This is a genomic window from Candidatus Vallotiella sp. (ex Adelges kitamiensis), assembly GCF_020342435.1.
Taxonomy (GTDB): Bacteria; Pseudomonadota; Gammaproteobacteria; order Burkholderiales; family Burkholderiaceae; genus Mycetohabitans.
In genome coordinates this window covers 703,259-722,129 of the sequence record NZ_CP080504.1, presented here as the reverse complement: position 1 = coordinate 722,129, position 18,871 = coordinate 703,259, and the positions used below count along the sequence as shown (strand labels likewise).

Below are 18,871 nucleotides of genomic sequence, written 5' to 3'. Positions count from 1 at the left end.
TGTGCCGCTCCACTACATGCTGTTTCGCTACTTTTTATTCGAGTCCGCCATGAAATTCGCGTTTGTTTTTCCAGGTCAAGGTTCGCAATCAGTCGGTATGCTCGATATATTTCGAGATCACCCTGCTGTAAAGGCGACGCTTGAAGAAGCGTCCGATGCATTACAACAGGATATCGGCCGCTTAATAGAGCGGGGGCCGATCGACCAACTGAACCTTACCACTCATACGCAACCGGTAATGCTTACTGCTGCATATGCAATTTATCGCGTGTGGCAGCAGTCCGGGGGGGCAGTACCGGACATTGTTGCCGGTCATAGTCTTGGCGAATATACAGCGTTAGTCGCTTCAAACGCCATTACATTTCGTGATGCGGTTCTACTGGTTCGCTTTCGTGCGCAGGCGATGCAACAAGCAGTTCAGACGCAGGTTGGGGGCATGGCAGCAATTTTAGGGTTAGATGATGATGCTGTGCTCGACGCTTGCTTTGAAGCGGGGTCTGCTGGGGTCGTCGAGGCAGTCAACTTTAATACGCCAGCACAAGTCGTTATTGCGGGCTATATGACGGCCGTAGAAAAGGCATGCGAGATCGCTAAAGCTAAAGGTGCAAAGCACACGGTATTACTACCGGTATCAGCACCTTTTCATTCATCTCTACTTAAACCAGCGTCTGAACGTTTACGAGAGTATCTAGCTGATGTCAGCATGTGTGTGCCTCAAATTCCAGTGATTAATAATGTCGATGTAGCAATTGTTTCGAATCCAGAGAGTATAAAAGATGCTCTTGTGCGCCAGGCGGCTTCGCCGGTTCGCTGGGTCGAATGTGTACGTGCGATTGCTGCACAGAATATTACGCATATGATCGAATGCGGGCCTGGAAGGATATTGACTAGAATGACACGATGCATTGATACCAGCCTAGTGGCTGGTTCAATCGCTGATTTAGCGTTGCTCAACAATATGTTGAAACTATTGCAGAGTTGATTTTAATCTATCCTCAGGATGAAACATCAACTCGGAGCTAAGACAAAATGGGAAAATTACTCGATAAACAGATTGCATTAATCACCGGCGTGTCGCGCGGCATTGGCCGCGCGATTGCACTTATGCTTGGTCGCGCTGGCGCGACGGTAATCGGTACTACTAGGTCCAATAATAGTGCATTACTAATTAATGATATGTTGCGTGCCGAGAACATTATTGGTCATTGTGCTGTACTGGATGTCAACGATGACTGCGCAGTCGATATATTAGTCGATTCTATAGTTAAAGAGTTTGGGGGATTAAATATCCTTGTAAATAATGCTGGAATTACGCAGGACCAACTTGCGATGCGGATGAAGAATAATGAGTGGGATGCAGTGATTAACACTAATCTTAAGGCCGTATTTTGCTTATCACGTGCTGTACTGCGGCCGATGATTAAAGCGCGTAGCGGACGCATTATTAGCATTACATCAGTTGTTGGCTCAACCGGTAATTCAGGGCAAGTCAATTATGCAGCGGCTAAAGCGGGGGTATCTGGTATGACGCGGGCGCTAGCACGCGAGATCGGCAGTCGTAACATTACCGTTAATTGTGTAGCACCAGGTTTTATTGACACAGATATGACTCGTATAATGCCAGCAGTCCAGCGAGCAGCGCTCGATACCTATATTCCATTAGGCCGGCTAGGTACACCAGAAGACGTCGCTCACGCAGTTGTATTTCTTGCCTCAGAGAAAGCGGGATACATTACGGGTACAACTTTGCATGTTAATGGTGGTATGTACATGTGATAACAGATACCGGGGCGCTTACTACAATGCTCGCAAACATTGTGAGGAATAATCGCGCCTCATTTTATGCCGACTAAACCTGATAAAATGCGCGAACTTGTATTTTTGAACTCACTTTCCCTGGGAGGGATACATGGACAACATGGAACAGCGTGTTAAGAAGATCGTCGCAGAACAACTTGGCGTATCTGAATCAGAAATAAAGAGCGAAGCCTCTTTCATCAACGATTTAGGAGCTGATTCTCTAGATACTGTTGAGCTCGTAATGGCTCTGGAAGACGAGTTCAATATCGAGATTCCAGATGAAGAGGCCGAGAATATCACCACAGTCCAGCAAGCAATTGACTACGCTAAAACAAATATTAAGGTTTAAGTATTTGTATCTTTGCAGGTTATAGCCACAGGACTTACGGATTTTCGTGAAGCTTCTGTGGCTTTTAATTGTCAGTTATCTATAAAAGGATAAGATCTTGAGCGGTCGTCGTGTAGTAGTTACCGGCCTGGGGCTAATTTCGCCCGTTGGCAATAACGTTGCCGACGGTTGGGCGATCCTAGTCGCTGGTAAATCAGGAATTGCAAACATCACAAAGTTTGACGCGTCGAATTTTTCGACGCGTTTCGCTGGCGAAGTTAAGAACTTTAACATTGAGGATTATATCGTAGCTAAAGAAACCCGCCATATGGATACTTTCATACACTACGGTTTTGCAGCTGGTGTTCAGGCTATGACGGATGCTGGTATCAACACGGAAAGCGAGAACCTGGAACGTATCGGCGTCGTAGTTGGCTCAGGAATTGGTGGCTTACCAATGATTGAAGTTACGCAAACTGAAATGCTTAGACGTGGGCCACGACGGATTTCCCCATTTTTTGTTCCAGCCTCAATCATTAATATGATTTCTGGTCATTTATCAATATATTATGGTTTTAAAGGACCAAACCTGGCGATTGTGACTGCATGTACGACTGGACTGCACTGCATAGGTGAGGCGGCGCGGTTAATTGAATATGGCGATGCTGACGTGATGCTAGCCGGCGGCGCTGAAGCGGCTGTTTCTCCACTGGGCATTGGTGGATTTGCTGCCGCTCGCTCGTTGTCGCGCCGCAATGATGATCCGGCTACTGCTAGTCGTCCATGGGATAGAGATCGTGACGGCTTCGCATTGGGTGAGGGCGCTGGAGTCATGGTGCTTGAGGAATACGAACGCGCGAAGGCACGAAGCGCGAAGATCTATGCCGAAGTCGCTGGCTATGGCATGAGCTCTGACGCTTATCATATAACGTCGCCGCTCGAGGATGGCGACGGCGCACGTCGTTGTATGCTGGCAGCATTGAAGAACGCTCGTATAAATTTGGATGAAGTCCACTATCTGAATGCCCATGGCACATCAACATTATTAGGTGATCTAGCGGAAACTATCGGCATTAAGCGCGCGTTTGGTGACCACGTGAAGCATATGGTTGTAAACTCTACAAAATCGATGACCGGCCACTTGCTGGGTGGTGCAGGTGGACTAGAGTCAGTATTTACTGTATTAGCTCTTTATTACCAGGTATCGCCTCCGACAATTAATATTTTCAATCAGGATCCAGAGTGCGATTTAGATTACTGTGCAAATACCGCACGGGATATGCAAATCGATGTTGCGCTAAAGAATTCGTTCGGCTTCGGTGGCACGAATGGAACATTAGTATTCAAGCGAGTTTAACAACATATCGTGACTGCGCTCTGAAAAGCATATTAATGCTATCACTCATTTTTCTATGTTTTTAGATGATATTTCTCGGCACTAAGCGTCATCAATAAGTAGGTGCTAGTTCAATATTACTGCAATGCTGAATATGCTGTCTTCCTAATGCTGTGCTTAGTACAAGCTGACGCACAGGCAATACAGAGCAATGCTAAACTAAGTTAAGATACCAATCTAAGTAGACACAATTAAACATCTTGTTTGGTAGCGACCCAATTAGTCGATCCCATACAGAAAAGTGAAAAGCCACATTGAAATTCTATTTACTAACGATAAGACTATCGGGTTAATTGCGCGCCTTGTACACGATCTAGCTACAATTAAATCCTATACGTGACCGCATAGATTGCTATTGACACCGCCAATAATTATCTTTCAACACAGAGGCTAGATAGGTTAGTTTCTACCGAAATAATGTAGAAAAAGCTGAAATTTTATCCAGTGATTTTTATCTGCCTGAATCAGTGTTAATGGGCAAGCAAATTACACAAATAGTCAACACCGTTATAGCGGCGTTACCCCGGGGAGTTACGAATAGCAATCACGCCACGCGATATTGCAGGATTAAGTTATAAAGAAATTACTAAGATGATCGGTTATTCAATCAGTACTGTTCGATCTCGTATTTTTAGAGCTCGTGAAGCTATCGCGGTAAGATTAAGACTATTTCTGGAAATTTTTATAAGAAAGCGATGGTAGGACAAAGACGTACAGGACTCATCAAAATGATTTGATTATTTAGAATAAAGGAATTTTTAAGATATATATCATTGTAAATAAATGAATTAGAGAGTTACGTTGCGCTTGCCGAGCATTTTTCTTTTGCTCCAGATAATGAGCCATTAGAAGAAGTGGATGCGTAACAAGCGCGCGCATGTCGTACAGATTTATAGATTTCTTATTAAGACTGGATGTTAAAGACAAACTTTACGGGCTGTACATTATTTGATTGGTGATGCTCCCCAAACCTCGTAGAGGTAGATAAAGATACAGCAAGAGAACGCCGTTCTTCGTGCGATTTTCAAGTAGACTTTCCAATAATCCGATCGCATTGGCACCGTTGACATTGCGGAGTATATATCACTTGAATTAATATTATGGCACTGTCACTGTATATCTTGTAGTTGCCGCTAGTACTGCGCTGTTAAGTTCAGCGGCCGTGCAAAATTTAGTGTGCTAAGTAGTGGCAGTATACCAGGATAAAGCACTTTAGTTAGGAACTCAGGTATAGATACAATAAGACGTTTGAATTAGCTTTAACTCCGTTGAATACTCTTATAAAAAGAGTGAAAAATATGGATACTATTGTAATACGGTTTGCGATCAACATGTACTATTTTTAAGTTTAAAAACTGCTTAGGATTTATTAATCAAGACTAAAACACATAGAAATAGTTACATAAAAAGATGTCCATCGTAGAATTATTTATTTCATTCTTCCTGAAATCACACACATTTAGCTTCTTGTAAAGACTAATGCGCGTTGTTAATCGACATAAGGCGGCCAATTTATTTGAATCACATATATCTCAACACATGTGTCTCGAGTGCCATAGCTGTAAGGTCACAAATGGCTTTTGTCTATAAGGGTAATTTAATGATAAATCTATCGCGTATTTCACTGATTATATTGACGACAACACGAATACTTAGAAAGTATAGATAGCAGAGCACATCATGTACTGTGGCATAAAGATAAAGTCTATATCTTTGTACTCGATTTAAGGCTTATATATGTTCGAGCATTAAAAAACAAAAATTCGTTATAAGTCGTAGAACATGTAGGGAGATTCCAGAATTTTGAAAAGCGGTGAAAACTCACCGGTGACAATCTTACCCGATCTGTCAGTATTACCTCTTTCTGCTAATTAGGTAGTATTTTCTGATAGGATTCATGGAACCTTAATTTCTATCGATCTATGTGAGCATAATTCCCCCAATAAAACCTCCGATGAGAGTCAGGTCACATATATCCTAGTCAGACGTAATGATAATTATTAGATTACCGTGTTAGGCGGAGTGCTGATAAGAATGCTTCCATAGTTCATTTCTACTATAGAATACAAAGCTCCTCGATTGAGGTCTCGCACGGTTTTTTCTTCTTGTCGACAATATGAGTATTTATCCTGTGCGCAGATTCCTGCTCGCGGTTGCCGTAACCATCTGTATTCCGTTGGTGTACCTGTGCGCGGCTGGTACGCCATCCGCATCTAACTTACCAGATTTTACTAACCTAGTTGATAAGGTGGGCCCAGCAGTTATTAATATTCATACCGTAACGCATGCGCAGAAACAGGGTTTGACGAGTCCGCCTCTAGGATTAGAGGACAGCGACATGTCCGAATTCTTTAGGCGCTTCTTTGGTATTCCGCTGCCACAACAGCAGGAGAAACCAGATTCTTCTCACGGAGGCGACGGAAAGTCAGCAGATCCTTCAGATTCGGAGCAGAGTAGCGGCGTAGGCTCTGGTTTTATTTTGTCATCTAATGGCTATGTAATGACTAATGCACACGTGGTTCATGATGCGGACACTATTTATGTCACTCTAACTGATAAGCGTGAGTTTAAGGCAAAGTTGATCGGCGTAGATGAACGCACCGATGTAGCGCTTGTAAAGATTAATGCGGAAAATCTGCCGACCGTGATGATCAGCGATTCAAATAAAGTCCGAGTCGGGGAATGGGTCGTAGCGATTGGCTCTCCTTTTGGGCTAGAAAACACAGTTACTGCGGGTATTGTCAGCGCGAAAGGGCGTGATACTGGTGATTATTTACCGTTTATTCAAACTGATGTTGCAGTTAATCCCGGTAATTCAGGTGGGCCCTTGATTAATATGAGGGGTGAAGTAATTGGCATTAACTCGCAAATTTACAGCCGTACCGGCGGTTATATGGGAATCTCTTTTGCTATCCCGATTGATGAGGCGATGCGCGTTGCAGACCAGCTTAAAGTTAACGGGCGTGTCATTCGAGGGCGGATTGGGGTAGCAATTATTGAAGTGACTAAAGAAGTGTCAGATGCGCTAGGTCTAGCAAAAGTGAAGGGTGTACTAGTATCTAGCGTCGAGAGAAACAGCCCGGCCGATAATGCCGGAGTGCAACCCGGGGATATTATCCTGAAGTTTAATGGGCGCAATGTAGATACGACAACAGACCTACCGCGGATGGTTGGTGAAACTAAGCCAGGTATTCGGGCAACACTAACTATCTGGCGTAAGGGTAAAACAAAAAATTTATTGGTTTTTATAGCTGAAATGCAGCCGGATATGACGATGAAAGTAAAAACAAGCCGGCCCGCTCCAGCGCACGAGCGCACATTTAATCAGCTGGGTTTAGCGATTAGTAACCTGTCGCCAGAGCAACTTAAATTGATGCACCTGAAAGGAGGTGTACAGATTGATGAATTATATGGACCGGGGACTCGTACTGGGTTGCAGCGCGGTGATATTATTCTGCGCATTGGCGATACAGACGTCTTAGATACCAAACAATTTGAGTTACTTATACGGCAACTTGATTCCAAGAAGAGCATTGCTTTACTAGTCCGCCGTGGAGATAACACACAGTTTATCCCCGTTCGGCCGCCCGCCGAGCCAGTGCAGAAGTAACGTAGATAATTGAGTATTATAGATTGAGATTTGTGGCACTATCGGCTTCGATTGACCCTGTACAGGGTTGTACCTAGTTGCTTCTATGCTAAAACACTAGGCGTCACTTGAATTCTATAGTTAAGCAAAAAATAGCTAGAGCTATCAGTGTAGACGCATCAATTCAGGGATCTATTAATATAGGTAAAATATAAGAAAATAGTACTCCTATTGCTGTTAGGAAATTTAAGGAAGTCGCTTCCGATTTAACCTTTCTGAATGAAGTAAGACGCTATTTATCTAGCTTCAATACTGGGTAATATATTGCTTATCTAGCTTGGATAGATGCACATTTAGTAAATGTGTGATCCTTGATTTTATCGCAACGCGTAATCCGTTTTTGTTTGCGCCTGCTTTTTGCTTCATTGGCATTAAATGGATGATACTCGTAATTTTGCAATTATTGCGCACATCGATCACGGTAAGTCGACGCTGGCTGACCGTATTATTCAGCTGTGCGGAGGTTTATCGGCTCGCGAAATAGAAACGCAAGTACTCGACTCAATGGACCTGGAGCGGGAGCGTGGTATCACGATTAAGGCGCAGACTGCCGCATTAACTTATCAATCACAAGATGGTCGCATCTATAACCTAAATTTAATTGATACCCCTGGTCATGTTGATTTTTCATATGAGGTAAGTCGTTCATTATCTGCCTGTGAGGGTGCGCTTCTGGTCGTTGATGCAAGCCAGGGAGTTGAAGCACAGACCGTTGCAAACTGCTATACCGCGATTGAGTTAGGTATAGAGGTTGTGCCCGTACTTAATAAGATCGATTTAGCAGCGGCGAATACACATAACGCAATTTCTGAAATTGAGGATGTAATTGGCATCCCTGCTGCGGACGCAGTTCAGTGCAGCGCAAAAACTGGCCTAGGTGTGCGAGATGTGCTTGAAGCGTTGATCGCTAAAGTACCACCGCCCCGCGGAGATTCTCAGGCGCGGCTGCAAGCGCTAATTATTGACTCATGGTTCGACAATTACGTTGGTGTTGTGATGTTAGTGCGAATTATGAATGGCGTGTTGCGCCAGAAGGATAAGATTCGGATGATGGTAACCGGTGCACAACATCTAGTTGAGCGTGTTGGCGTGTTTACGCCAAAGTCACAAAATCGCAATATCTTATCTGCAGGTGAGGTCGGGTTCATAATATCTGGAATTAAAGAGTTAACAGACGCAAAGGTCGGCGACACAATTACTCATTTGAAAAAACCAGCAACTAAACCTTTGCCTGGATTTAAGGAAGTTAAGCCAAAGGTATTTGCTGGACTATATCCAGTCAATGCCAACCAGTACGATATGCTGCGCGAGTCGCTTGAAAAACTCAAGCTTAACGATGCGTCACTGCAATATGAACCTGAAGTTTCTCAAGCGCTAGGCTGTGGCTTTCGCTGTGGCTTCTTAGGCTTACTACATATGGAAATCGTGCAAGAGCGACTCGAGCGTGAATTCAATATGAACCTAATTACGACCGCGCCAACCGTTATTTATCAGGTTCTGATCGAAGATGGCTCGATAGTAACGGTTGAAAACCCAGCGAAGATGCCTGAGCCATCTAGGATTTCTGAGATTCGTGAGCCGATCATGACTATGAATCTATATATGCCTCAAGATTATATCGGTGCAGTTATTAAACTATGCATAGGTAAGCGTGGCAATCAAATTAATATGTTATACCGCGGTCGCCAAGTACAGCTAACATATGAAATACCAATGGCCGAAATTGTCCTAGATTTTTTTGATCGCCTTAAATCTGTATCACGAGGCTATGCATCTATGGACTATGAGTTTAAGGAATACCGGATATCAGATGTTATAAAGATCGATATGCTCATCAATGGTAATAATGTCGACGCGCTATCATTGATAGTCCATCGATCGCAATCCCAGTCTCGAGGCCATCATGTAGCTGCAAAGATGCGCGAAATCATTCCTCGGCAGATGTACGATGTAGCAATACAGGCAGTCGTCGGCTCGAACATTATTGCGCGTGAAAACATTAAAGCGTTACGTAAAAACGTATTAGCTAAGTGCTATGGCGGTGATATTACTCGCAAGAAGAAGCTTCTCGAAAAGCAAAAAGAGGGTAAGAAGAGAATGAAGCGAGTCGGCAGTATTGAGATTCCTCAAGAGGCATTTCTAGCTATCCTAAAAGTTGAAGATAAATAATCCTAAAAATAGAATTCTCTATGAATCTTACGCTTATCTTTTTCATCTTAGTCGTGTTGACGAGTATTACATGGGCAGCAGACAAACTCATTTTTCTACCTCAACGCCAGCGCGCCGCAAATGCTGTAGTATATGAGTTTGATCAACATCAAGAGCAACTAGATAAAAATTTGCTTAGCGAGGATGTCTACCGCGCACGAGCAAAGCTTTTCCAAGAAAAGCTACGTCAGCCGTTATGGCTTCAGTATTCAGCGAGCTTTTTTCCGATGCTCCTGCTTGTTTTCTTGCTGCGTTCCTTTATTATTGAGCCGTTTAAGATTCCATCCGGCTCGATGTCGCCTACGCTGCTTATCGGTGACTTTATTCTAGTTAATAAGTACAATTATGGGATCCGCTTGCCGATTATAAACAAAAAGATTATCTCTGGCCGAGACCCACAGCGAGGCGACGTTATTGTATTTCGCTTTCCCCAGAAAGAGTCTATTGCATATATTAAACGCATTATCGGATTACCCGGAGATATAATCGCGTATCAGAATAAGCGCCTAGTAATCAATGGTAAGATTGTGCCAGAAACGCCGTTTTCAGATTATTTAGATAATAGCCTAATATTGCCCGGGCAGCCGGATAAGTACATTAAGCAGTATGTCGAGACGCTCGGGAATAGGCGCCATGCATTGCTACATGATCCGTCTGCACCGCCTTTTTTGATTAAAACTAACGATTATCCTTATCGCAACAATTGTTACTATAACAGCTACGGTATGATTTGTAAGGTGCCAGCTGGCCACTATTTTGTGATGGGCGATAATCGAGATAATAGTGCAGATAGTCGTTACTGGGGGTTTGTACCTGATCGCAATCTTATCGGTCGTGCTTTTTTTATCTGGCTAAACTTTTCAAGCTTGAAGCGCATTGGCTTCTTTGAATAAAGCAAAGAGTTATTCCACTTAGGCTGTGGCCTACGCTATACTTTCATCTATGTCTTTATTACTGCTGGAAAGCCGACTGTGCTACAAATTTCGCAATGCGAAATTACTGCAGCAGGCTATAACCCATCGAAGCCACAGTGCTACGCATAACGAGCGGCTCGAATTTCTTGGAGATTCGATTCTCAACTGCGTAGTAGCGTCTCTTTTATTTCAGCGTTTTAGTGGGCTTGATGAAGGTGATTTGTCTCGAGTACGGGCAAACTTAGTCAAAGAACAGTCTCTATACGAAATTGCTCAAATTCTAAATATTGCAGAGGCGTTGCGGCTCGGTGAGGGGGAACTCCGTAGCGGCGGTTTTCAACGGCCATCAATTCTAGCTGATACGTTTGAAGCAGTGCTTGGCGCAATTTTTCTGGATGGAGGCTTCTACCCGGTACAGGCAGTGATCAAGCAATTATACGTCCCAATTTTAGATAAAATTGACCTGCGCACTTTAGGCAAGGATGCTAAAACGCTATTGCAAGAGTATTTGCAGGGCAATAAAATTGCGTTACCGCGCTATGCGGTAATCTCAATCTCGGGCGCTGCCCATAAACAGGAATTTAAAGTCGAATGCACAGTGCCTCAGCTCGAGGTCAGGGTATCCGGCACTGGCATCAGTCGGCGTGCAGCCGAGCAAGCTGCCGCAAAAGAGGCGCTCGAAGAAGTGATAGAGATGACACCACATTTGCTCAGGCAGCTAAAGAGATTTCAGAAAACGGAACCCATTGCCAATTTAGAGTCTAATAGTGTACAATTACGCAGCGCTGAATTAAAAAATGCACTAATTCCCCCCCCTGTTTTAGGCCGTAAGGCTAAGCGTCTAGAGAAACTTGCCGAACAAGTAGTGCAAGTACGGGTAGGTCATCACTATAAGTGTGTGAATAGTGCATAGAGTCCAAACGCCGGTGAGATTATGCGTATTAAATATCCTGATAAAGATCTCACTGCGGCTAAAATATCTAATGCTGTATTGACTACGGTAGCTTCGACACTCACCACAACTGCTTCGCCCGATAATCAATCGGGTCGCTACAGACGCTCTATGAGCCCCCTATATAGACCCCCGCGCGCGTATAAGGCGCGATTCTAATGCGTGACTAGCAGCACTTAGTTCTTTATTACAGCATAATCTGCTTCATTCTACTTTGACTGAAACTTAACAAGCGTAGACGCGTATCATGTGCGTATATTAGTAGGTATTTCCTGCGAGTTGCGGGTCCACTTACCATGAATTTGACTCTCGAACAAACTGGTTTCCGTTGCGGCACGATAGCAATTATCGGGTGTCCAAATGTCGGCAAGTCAACGCTTATGAACGCTCTAATTGGTCAAAAAGTTAGCATTACCTCGCGAAAATCACAAACTACGCAGCACCGAATTATCGGTATTCGGACGTTAGATGATGCACAATTTATTTTTAGTGATACCCCTGGTTTCCAGACTCAATATAGCTCAATACTAAACCGTACTCTTATTTCAACGCTGACTTCGGTAGACATCGTATTATTTGTGATTGAGGCGGGCCTATATAGGCTGAACGATCAGCGCGTTCAAGAATTAATTCCAAAGACAGTAAAAGCAGTATTAATTGTAAACAAAGTCGATAAGCTTTTAAATAAAAGCACGCTGCTGTCATTTTTGAGAAATACAGAAACACTACATATGTTCTCTGATGTTATACCGATAAGCGCCAGGCGACCCGCCGATATTACACGGTTATTAAAGATTCTACGGTCGTTACTACCACTTGGTAAACCAAGCTATAGTAAGAATAAGATAACTGACCACAGTGATCAATTCTTAGCGGCAGAGATATTACGAGAAAAAATATTCCGATGGACTGGAGACGAGTTACCATACACAAGTTCAGTGTTGATTGATAAGTTCGAGAAAAAAAACGAGCTGTGTCGAGTTTTCGCGACAATTCTTGTCGATCGTGAAAGCCATAAAGCAATGATCATAGGGAAAAAGGGCGCAAAGTTAAAAAAGATTAGCACCGAAGCACGAATGAATATGATAAAGCTTTTTGATACCCCGGTTTATCTAGAGACGTTCGTGAAAATTAAGAGAAAGCGGGCAGACATAAAGGCGATATCACGCGCTTATGAGTAGAAATGAGATGTGTCCAGGCTATCCAGATAAAGATAAACCAACTTACGCTAGCCCATTGCCTAATAGCGTGCCGTTGGAGATGTCATCAGGCGATCTCGCACAACAGTCCAGGACAGATTATACTGCGCTCATGCGTTACCGTACTAATACGCCGTACTCAGCTAATCGTATAGTTGAGCAGTTAGGCTTCGTGTTGCATACCCACCCTTATCGGGAAACGAGCCTCATCATCGATGCATTTACCCGCTCACATGGTCGTCTTGCGCTCATCGCTAAAGGGGCTAAGAGACCACACTCAGCATTACGCGGCGTGCTTCAGACTTTCCAGCCGCTTACGCTGTCATGGGCTGGAAAGTCTGAAATTCGGACACTTACTAAAGCTGAATGGGTTGGCGGCATGTACCCACTCACCGGAGATGCACTACTGTACGGCTTTTATGTCAATGAGTTGCTTGTCAGGTTTTGTGCACCAGAAGATCCGTATACTGTATTGTTCGATCATTATTTGTTAACGTTGACACGGCTCGCGCATAAAGAACCAGCTGTGCAGGTATTACGCTCCTTCGAGCTTCTATTACTGCGTGAGATTGGCTATGCCTCATCACTTGATCAGACTGCAACGAAACAAAATGTTGTAACCGGTCGATCATATGTGTTTGATCCAGAACGAGGTTTATGCGACGTAGAGATGCTTGAATCTCGGAAGGATGCGTTACGAGGTCCAGTTATTTCTGGACAAACGCTACTCGATATGGAGCGTGATGATTATTCTCGTGCGCAAACTATTATTCAAAGTAAAGCCTTAATGCGTTTTTTATTGAATACTTATCTTGGCGGTACACCGCTTTCGACGCGTCATATCCTGATCGCTCTTAAAAATTTATGAACGTTTTTTTATCGCTAAAACCCTCGCTTAAGTTAGGTGTTAACATCGATCATATTGCCACATTACGTAATGTGCGTGGCACTTCATATCCTGACCCGCTTCGGGCAGCACTTCGGGCTGAGGCCGCTGGTGCGGATGTAATCACGTTGCATTTACGCGAAGATCGCCGCCATATTATTGATGCCGATGTGAGAGCATTGCAACCCTTGCTTAAGACGCGAATGAATCTAGAGTGTGCATTAACTAGAGAAATGCTTGATATCGCCTGTGATGTGCGCCCTTATAGCGTTTGCTTGGTACCAGAAAAACGCGCTGAGTTAACTACTGAAAATGGATTAGACGTGGTTATGCACTTTAACGCAGTTAAGGCAGCAAGACGGCAACTAGCAGATGTAGGCACGCAGGTATCATTATTTATCGACGCGGAGCCAGAGCAAATTCAGGCAGCTTATGAAAGCGGTATAGGTGTAATTGAGCTTCATACTGGATGCTACGCTAACGCGGCTGATAGCGCTCAGGAAAAAGAATTGGAGCGGATTGCTATGGGTGTTGACCTAGGGCAGTCTCTAGGCTTGAAAGTTAATGCTGGTCATGGTCTGCACTACACTAACGTACAGCCTATCGCTGCGCTTAATGGTATTACTGAACTAAATATCGGCCATGCTATCGTTGCGCATGCAATCTTTGCAGGGTGGGAGAATGCCGTGCGTGAGATGAAGGCGATCATCGTTGCGGCGCGCGGGCAGATAGAGTATGCACAGAGCCATTTTTCGAAAAACCGTCGCCCCATAAAGAACTAGTCAATCATCACATGCGGTGATCCAAAGCAGAAACTCGACGACCCCGAACTTAGTGAATGTCTATTAGTAGTAAATGCACTAATACGGCGTCTTTCATCACCTACTACAATTAATACATCGATAAATAAACCTCGATGTTGTGATGGAGCTGTATATAACTGACCCCAGAAACCTAAGTTGAACAATCACAAGTATAAATATACTCCAGTGATGCTCGACATTTCGAATACTTCATTGAGTTATGATGATATCCGCCGGATCCATAATCCTCTGACCGGTGGGGTAATTCTGTTTACTCGTAATTATGCTAACCGTGTGCAACTGCTCGAGCTTACTCACGCTATTCGCGATGTATGCAATGATGTAATTATTGCAGTAGACCAGGAAGGCGGGCGTGTACAGCGTTTCCAGGGCGATGGGTTTACGTCGTTGCCTCCAATGCGCGTCCTTGGTACGTTATGGAATAACGATGCGATTTCAGCAATGAGAATAGCTAAGGCGATTGGCTATATAATAGCAGCGGAGCTGCGCGCGTGCGGCGTTGACTTAAGCTTTACACCTGTTCTTGATCTAGACTATGGATATTCTAAAGTAATTGGAGATCGTGCGCTCCATTCGAATCCTCGAGTCGTTGCGCTCCTGGCTCAAGGCATCGCACATGGTCTGGCACTAGCTGGGATGGCAGCCTGCGGCAAACATTTTCCGGGACATGGCTACGTAAAAGCGGACTCACATGTTTCAGCACCCGTTGACACCCGTACGCTCGACGAGATTCTTGCTTACGATGCACAGCCATATCAGTGGCCTGGACTATCGCTGGATGCGGTGATGCCTGCGCACATTGTATATCCGACTGTTGATACTCAGCCAGCTGGTTTTTCGTCTATTTGGCTGAAGAAGATTCTACGGGGTAAACTTGGATTTAATGGTGTAATTTTTAGCGACGATTTATCAATGGAAGCAGCTCGACAAGCTAGAACTACTGCCGAGGCCGCGCATGCGGCGCTCGATGCCGGATGTAGTATGGTTCTCGTTTGCAATCATCCGGAGGAAACTGATGATGTGTTGCAGTGTTTGCGTACACGTGTTATTGATAATGTCTCGCAGAGACGCATTAAGGGAATAACACCACAAGGTAAATTCCTGAAATGGAATGACTTAATGTGTCAATCCGATTATTGTCAAGCACGAAAGCTAGTTGATAGCCTAGAGTAAACAGGGTAAATCGGCCTGATTCTTTTTTACTGAAACTTATTATTTTTCTGCGATTTATAGTCAATTCTATATAGAAGAACTACTCATTCTAAAGAATGAATGATCCCATTTTAAGTAATTTTATCGTACTTATTTAGTGCGTTTTAGTCCTCAAAATAAATAGTTATCGCTTTGATACTCTTGCTAAATCTGCCAAATAGCAGAAATGTTATCAATAACTCGGGAATTAGTGCTTAGAGATTTATAGATGCCGGGTACCACCTATCCAGCAGAATGTAAGTTCTTTGGAAACTTATCATATAAATGTTTCATTCCCGGCAACATGGAGAAAATTAATACTAATGTATCTTTTTAGGGACCGGGCTGATAGTATCGGCAATTCGGTGCGACCTAGATTTAAGAATAATCAAGACTCTATTATGCGCGGCTGCGATATTCATGAGTACGTGTATCAATCTCAATCTTGTCACCGATATTACAAAATAGCGGAACTTGCAGTTCAAAGCCAGTAGCCAGTTTGGCATTCTTAAGTATTTTTCCAGAAGAGGTATCACCCTTGATTGCCGGTTCTGTGTAGACAATTTCACGTACTAGCATGGTCGGCAACTCCACTGAGATTGCCTTGTTGTTATAGAATATAATCTCACATGTCATGCCATCTTTAAGATAGAGTAACGCATCACCCATCATCTCGCCTTCAACTTCGTACTGATTATAGTCGGCATCCATAAAGACATACATTGGATTAGAAAAATACGAATATGTAACTTTTTTTCGGTCAAGAACGACTACGATAAACTTGTCGTCAGCTTTGTAAACTAATTCGTTTATAGCTCCGGTCAATAAGTTTTCAAGCTTTAGCTTGACGACTGCGGCATTGCGGCCTGATTTATTATACTCAGTCTTTTGAACAACCATAGGATTACCAGTGAGTATTATAACGTTCCCAGTACGCAGCTCTTGAGCAGTCTTCATAACATTGTCTTGTCTGATAAATAGGTACGACGAATAGACTAACCGCATGCCCTGCACTTGGGTAGTCTGGTAATCAATTTAGACCCCTAAACCTATTATTTTAATATATTTTGGACGAATACAGATAGATGTTCAGCTAAGTCACCTATAGAAGACAGCTCATCTGCCCATGTATGTGCACGTGACTCAAAAGCCTCTCGATACTGGATAAAATCTCTCCAATCTGGTAAACCATAGGTTATATTGCCATTCCATGCATGCCAGAAGCGTATTAATGCATCGCGAGGGCATGGTTCTAGTGTCGATCCGATATATGAAAGGGCTGCATCTAATTTTAATAAGTGTACATTATTCGTCTGTGGATACACGTGCCAGATGAATGGTTTACGTGCCCACTGCGCGCGCACAAACGAATCTTCGCCACGCACAAAGTTCACATCGGCGCTCCATAATAGTTTATCGTAGTCAATCTGACTGATAAACGGCAACACATAGGCGCTCAGCGCGCATACGTTTACGCTCGTGCCTGCTGTAAATGTTGAAAGTCCCGCAGAGCGGTTGAAAAACCGGGCCGTAGACTTAGATACCTGCCCCTCTGGAATAAGTAGTACCAGGGGATCTGTTCCATCACGCCATTGCTCAAGTAGCCCGTCAAGGGCAAGATTTTCATAGGAGAATAGGGATACGATTATCGCAGTCGGATCGGGCTTTGGTATCCCAAAAGTTGCCCACCAGCATGATCTTTCAGATTCCGATTCTATAAAAGCACGACGTTGTGCGTCTAAGTTTTGTTCACAAAGCACTCCTCCAGAGTGGGCGTTAAGGCCAGGAAAGAAGAACGTTTTGGTCAGAGCATAGTAAGGATGGGGCGACGTGCGTAAATGAAAATCTGTTACCCAGTTTTCTGATGACAGGTATTCAAGGTTAATCCAAGCCACCCGCGACGGGCGTTGTGCTATTGCAGCAAGATATAACGGCGGCAAGTGGCAAGCAAATGCCTCAATCACAACATCAGCATTATTTATTGAAAACGCGCGGGGCTTAGTAAATCGAAATTTATGCCAGCGTTCAATAAAAACGCCGGCTAGCACCTGCTGATCACACGTAGTATCTAACCCCGGCGCTAAGCACGCTAGTGTAGCTAATTTATCGATAAATAGGTGCACTTGCCATCTATATTGGCTCGCTAACTGCCGAGCAAGCCGCCAGCAGACACCAGCATCGCCAAAATTGTCGATAACTTTGCAAAAAATGTGGCATACGAGTGGCGCACGAGATTTAACGAGTATATTTAGGCAGGAGGATATAGAAGAATGCACATGACTAGCGGGTTTTTGACGAATAATCTAGGCTTCTTATCTTAAAACACAAGTTCTATACAACGTGCAAGTTGCATCTAACATTCTTTACATAACTTAATTATTTATTCATCAATTCGATGATGAGCCTGATATGAGTTGCGATCTTAAATATATCATTATAGTTTTTGTATTTTCTTAGCGTATATCGCTATTACAACGTACAACGTACTGTGTTGTATATGAGTAAAGAAGGAACTTTAAAAAAGCGTACATCTAGATCTCTTTTTGAAAAACGCTAATTACCCCGTGTATCGAATTAATTAATAATCCGGTGTATTATGCACACCACAATCACAGCGCTTTTATCTAAAGCAGAGGCGTTATTTCTAGAGTAATAAAGTCATTACAGAATTAAAGACGAGCTATAGTAGCTTATTTCTCGGTGCCAAATCGTATCCGTATTAAAACTTACTGGGTATTGCCTCCTACGTATGCCATACTGTCCTGGCACGTCAACAAGAATGGCGTAGTATTTCAAACTATTCCTGAGGGAATATAGTGTGCGAGGAAGTATCAGCACCTTTTAATACAAATTTAGATTATACACTTACATCAGTATTTGGCAAACAGACTCGACCCAGTCTGCTGTACTAGATTATCTGCTGTACTGCGCTCTGTATCGGTGCATCTGATATGAAGACCATGCGCGAGACGTGAAAATACGGTACGCTTTCTTGAGGAAAGCTAACATGAGACGATAAAAGATCTGAAAAATAAAACGCATAGTTATGCGTGCCATACTTAAAATTTGAATAAGCGTAACGGTACGCAATCAGATTACTTCACTATCGTATGTGCTGTACTAGTAAGAGTTTAATATTAAAGAAAAGCCTGGAAGCGGCGATGCCGGTATATCCTTGCGGTAGTTTTGTAAATGGGGCATGTATGCATAAATTAGCTATGGTACGTGATAGACGTTATCTTACTGACAAGACTGATTTTCAATCCCTCGTTAAGATCGCACCGGCTATATTCAGATGAAATTGGTTTAGAAAAGACCCTGAAAGCCTCGGAAATTGCTTTAGAAAACGGTAATTGTCCTAAGGACGTCGATGAATCTGAAGGGTGGTACCTTACCTCGATATGCAAGGCTGCGGAAGACACTGTTTTGATAGCGAGCTATAGCATATAGAAGAAAGAGTGGAATTGTATCGAAGCAAAGGTCCAAGCGCACATTGCATAGGTTACTATCTTAGCCATTCGGTT

General features: G+C 43.5%; 14 protein-coding genes and 1 pseudogene. 13 read left to right on the top strand and 2 right to left on the bottom strand.

The window, feature by feature from the left end; translation table 11 throughout:
• Positions 1-49: 49 nt before the first annotated feature.
• The 13 genes and pseudogenes from fabD to nagZ all read left to right on the top strand — a co-directional run bounded on the left by fabD (position 50) and on the right by nagZ (position 15,329).
• Positions 50-982 carry an ACP S-malonyltransferase gene (gene fabD / locus K0T93_RS02760; protein ID WP_225721186.1) on the top strand — a complete coding sequence of 311 codons (933 nt, stop codon included), beginning with the start codon at positions 50-52 and terminating at the stop codon, positions 980-982.
• 47 nt (positions 983-1,029) lie between these two features.
• Positions 1,030-1,776: a 3-oxoacyl-ACP reductase FabG gene (gene fabG / locus K0T93_RS02755; RefSeq protein ID WP_225721185.1), complete on the top strand. Its 747-nt coding sequence runs from the start codon at positions 1,030-1,032 to the stop codon at positions 1,774-1,776.
• A gap of 133 nt (positions 1,777-1,909) precedes the next feature.
• The gene (gene acpP / locus K0T93_RS02750) at positions 1,910-2,149 is read left to right on the top strand and encodes an acyl carrier protein (protein WP_225721184.1); all 240 of its coding nucleotides are present in this window, start codon (positions 1,910-1,912) and stop codon (positions 2,147-2,149) included.
• Between the two features lie 97 nt (positions 2,150-2,246).
• Entirely contained in the window at positions 2,247-3,485 is a 1,239-nt protein-coding gene (gene fabF, locus K0T93_RS02745) for a beta-ketoacyl-ACP synthase II (RefSeq protein WP_225721183.1), read from the top strand.
• Positions 3,486-4,061: 576 nt separating this feature from the next.
• Positions 4,062-4,226, top strand: a complete 165-nt coding sequence (locus K0T93_RS02740) for a sigma factor-like helix-turn-helix DNA-binding protein (RefSeq protein WP_225721784.1) — start codon at positions 4,062-4,064, stop codon at positions 4,224-4,226.
• 1,414 nt (positions 4,227-5,640) lie between these two features.
• On the top strand, positions 5,641-7,134 hold the full coding sequence (locus tag K0T93_RS02735) for a DegQ family serine endoprotease (protein WP_225721182.1): 1,494 nt from the start codon (positions 5,641-5,643) through the stop codon (positions 7,132-7,134).
• Between the two features lie 414 nt (positions 7,135-7,548).
• Positions 7,549-9,342 (top strand): translation elongation factor 4, encoded by a 1,794-nt coding sequence (gene lepA / locus K0T93_RS02730; protein ID WP_225721181.1) that lies wholly within the window; start codon positions 7,549-7,551, stop codon positions 9,340-9,342.
• Between the two features lie 20 nt (positions 9,343-9,362).
• Positions 9,363-10,274, top strand: a complete 912-nt coding sequence (gene lepB, locus K0T93_RS02725; RefSeq protein WP_225721180.1) for a signal peptidase I — start codon at positions 9,363-9,365, stop codon at positions 10,272-10,274.
• 49 nt (positions 10,275-10,323) lie between these two features.
• A pseudogene (gene rnc / locus K0T93_RS02720) lies at positions 10,324-10,984 on the top strand (ribonuclease III); the annotation flags it as partial.
• 559 nt (positions 10,985-11,543) lie between these two features.
• The gene (gene era / locus K0T93_RS02715) at positions 11,544-12,428 is read left to right on the top strand and encodes a GTPase Era (protein WP_225721179.1); all 885 of its coding nucleotides are present in this window, start codon (positions 11,544-11,546) and stop codon (positions 12,426-12,428) included.
• Positions 12,421-13,314, top strand: a complete 894-nt coding sequence (gene recO, locus K0T93_RS02710) for a DNA repair protein RecO (protein WP_225721178.1) — start codon at positions 12,421-12,423, stop codon at positions 13,312-13,314. The genes era and recO overlap by 8 nt, the downstream gene beginning before the upstream one ends.
• The gene (gene pdxJ / locus K0T93_RS02705; RefSeq protein WP_225721177.1) at positions 13,311-14,114 is read left to right on the top strand and encodes a pyridoxine 5'-phosphate synthase; all 804 of its coding nucleotides are present in this window, start codon (positions 13,311-13,313) and stop codon (positions 14,112-14,114) included. The genes recO and pdxJ overlap by 4 nt, the downstream gene beginning before the upstream one ends.
• Before the next feature lie 210 nt (positions 14,115-14,324).
• Entirely contained in the window at positions 14,325-15,329 is a 1,005-nt protein-coding gene (gene nagZ / locus K0T93_RS02700; RefSeq protein ID WP_225721783.1) for a beta-N-acetylhexosaminidase, read from the top strand.
• A 417-nt stretch (positions 15,330-15,746) separates the two neighbouring features.
• Here the strand turns inward: nagZ and efp are convergent, their stop codons facing one another.
• Both efp and earP read right to left on the bottom strand, forming a co-directional pair.
• Positions 15,747-16,304 carry an elongation factor P gene (gene efp, locus K0T93_RS02695; protein WP_225721176.1) on the bottom strand — a complete coding sequence of 186 codons (558 nt, stop codon included), beginning with the start codon at positions 16,302-16,304 and terminating at the stop codon, positions 15,747-15,749.
• Positions 16,305-16,399: 95 nt separating this feature from the next.
• A complete protein-coding gene (earP, locus tag K0T93_RS02690; RefSeq protein ID WP_225721175.1) occupies positions 16,400-17,623 on the bottom strand; it encodes an elongation factor P maturation arginine rhamnosyltransferase EarP in 1,224 nt (407 codons plus the stop codon).
• Between the last annotated feature and the right edge of the window lie 1,248 nt (positions 17,624-18,871).

Coding starts and splice junctions, on each gene's coding strand:
- fabG (WP_225721185.1), top strand. CDS start 1,030: ATGGGAAAATTACTCGATAAACAGATTGCATTAATCACCGGCGTGTCG.
- lepB (WP_225721180.1), top strand. CDS start 9,363: ATGAATCTTACGCTTATCTTTTTCATCTTAGTCGTGTTGACGAGTATT.
- pdxJ (WP_225721177.1), top strand. CDS start 13,311: ATGAACGTTTTTTTATCGCTAAAACCCTCGCTTAAGTTAGGTGTTAAC.
- nagZ (WP_225721783.1), top strand. CDS start 14,325: ATGCTCGACATTTCGAATACTTCATTGAGTTATGATGATATCCGCCGG.
- era (WP_225721179.1), top strand. CDS start 11,544: ATGAATTTGACTCTCGAACAAACTGGTTTCCGTTGCGGCACGATAGCA.
- recO (WP_225721178.1), top strand. CDS start 12,421: ATGAGTAGAAATGAGATGTGTCCAGGCTATCCAGATAAAGATAAACCA.
- fabD (WP_225721186.1), top strand. CDS start 50: ATGAAATTCGCGTTTGTTTTTCCAGGTCAAGGTTCGCAATCAGTCGGT.
- acpP (WP_225721184.1), top strand. CDS start 1,910: ATGGACAACATGGAACAGCGTGTTAAGAAGATCGTCGCAGAACAACTT.
- K0T93_RS02735 (WP_225721182.1), top strand. CDS start 5,641: ATGAGTATTTATCCTGTGCGCAGATTCCTGCTCGCGGTTGCCGTAACC.
- lepA (WP_225721181.1), top strand. CDS start 7,549: ATGGATGATACTCGTAATTTTGCAATTATTGCGCACATCGATCACGGT.
- efp (WP_225721176.1), bottom strand. CDS start 16,304: ATGAAGACTGCTCAAGAGCTGCGTACTGGGAACGTTATAATACTCACT.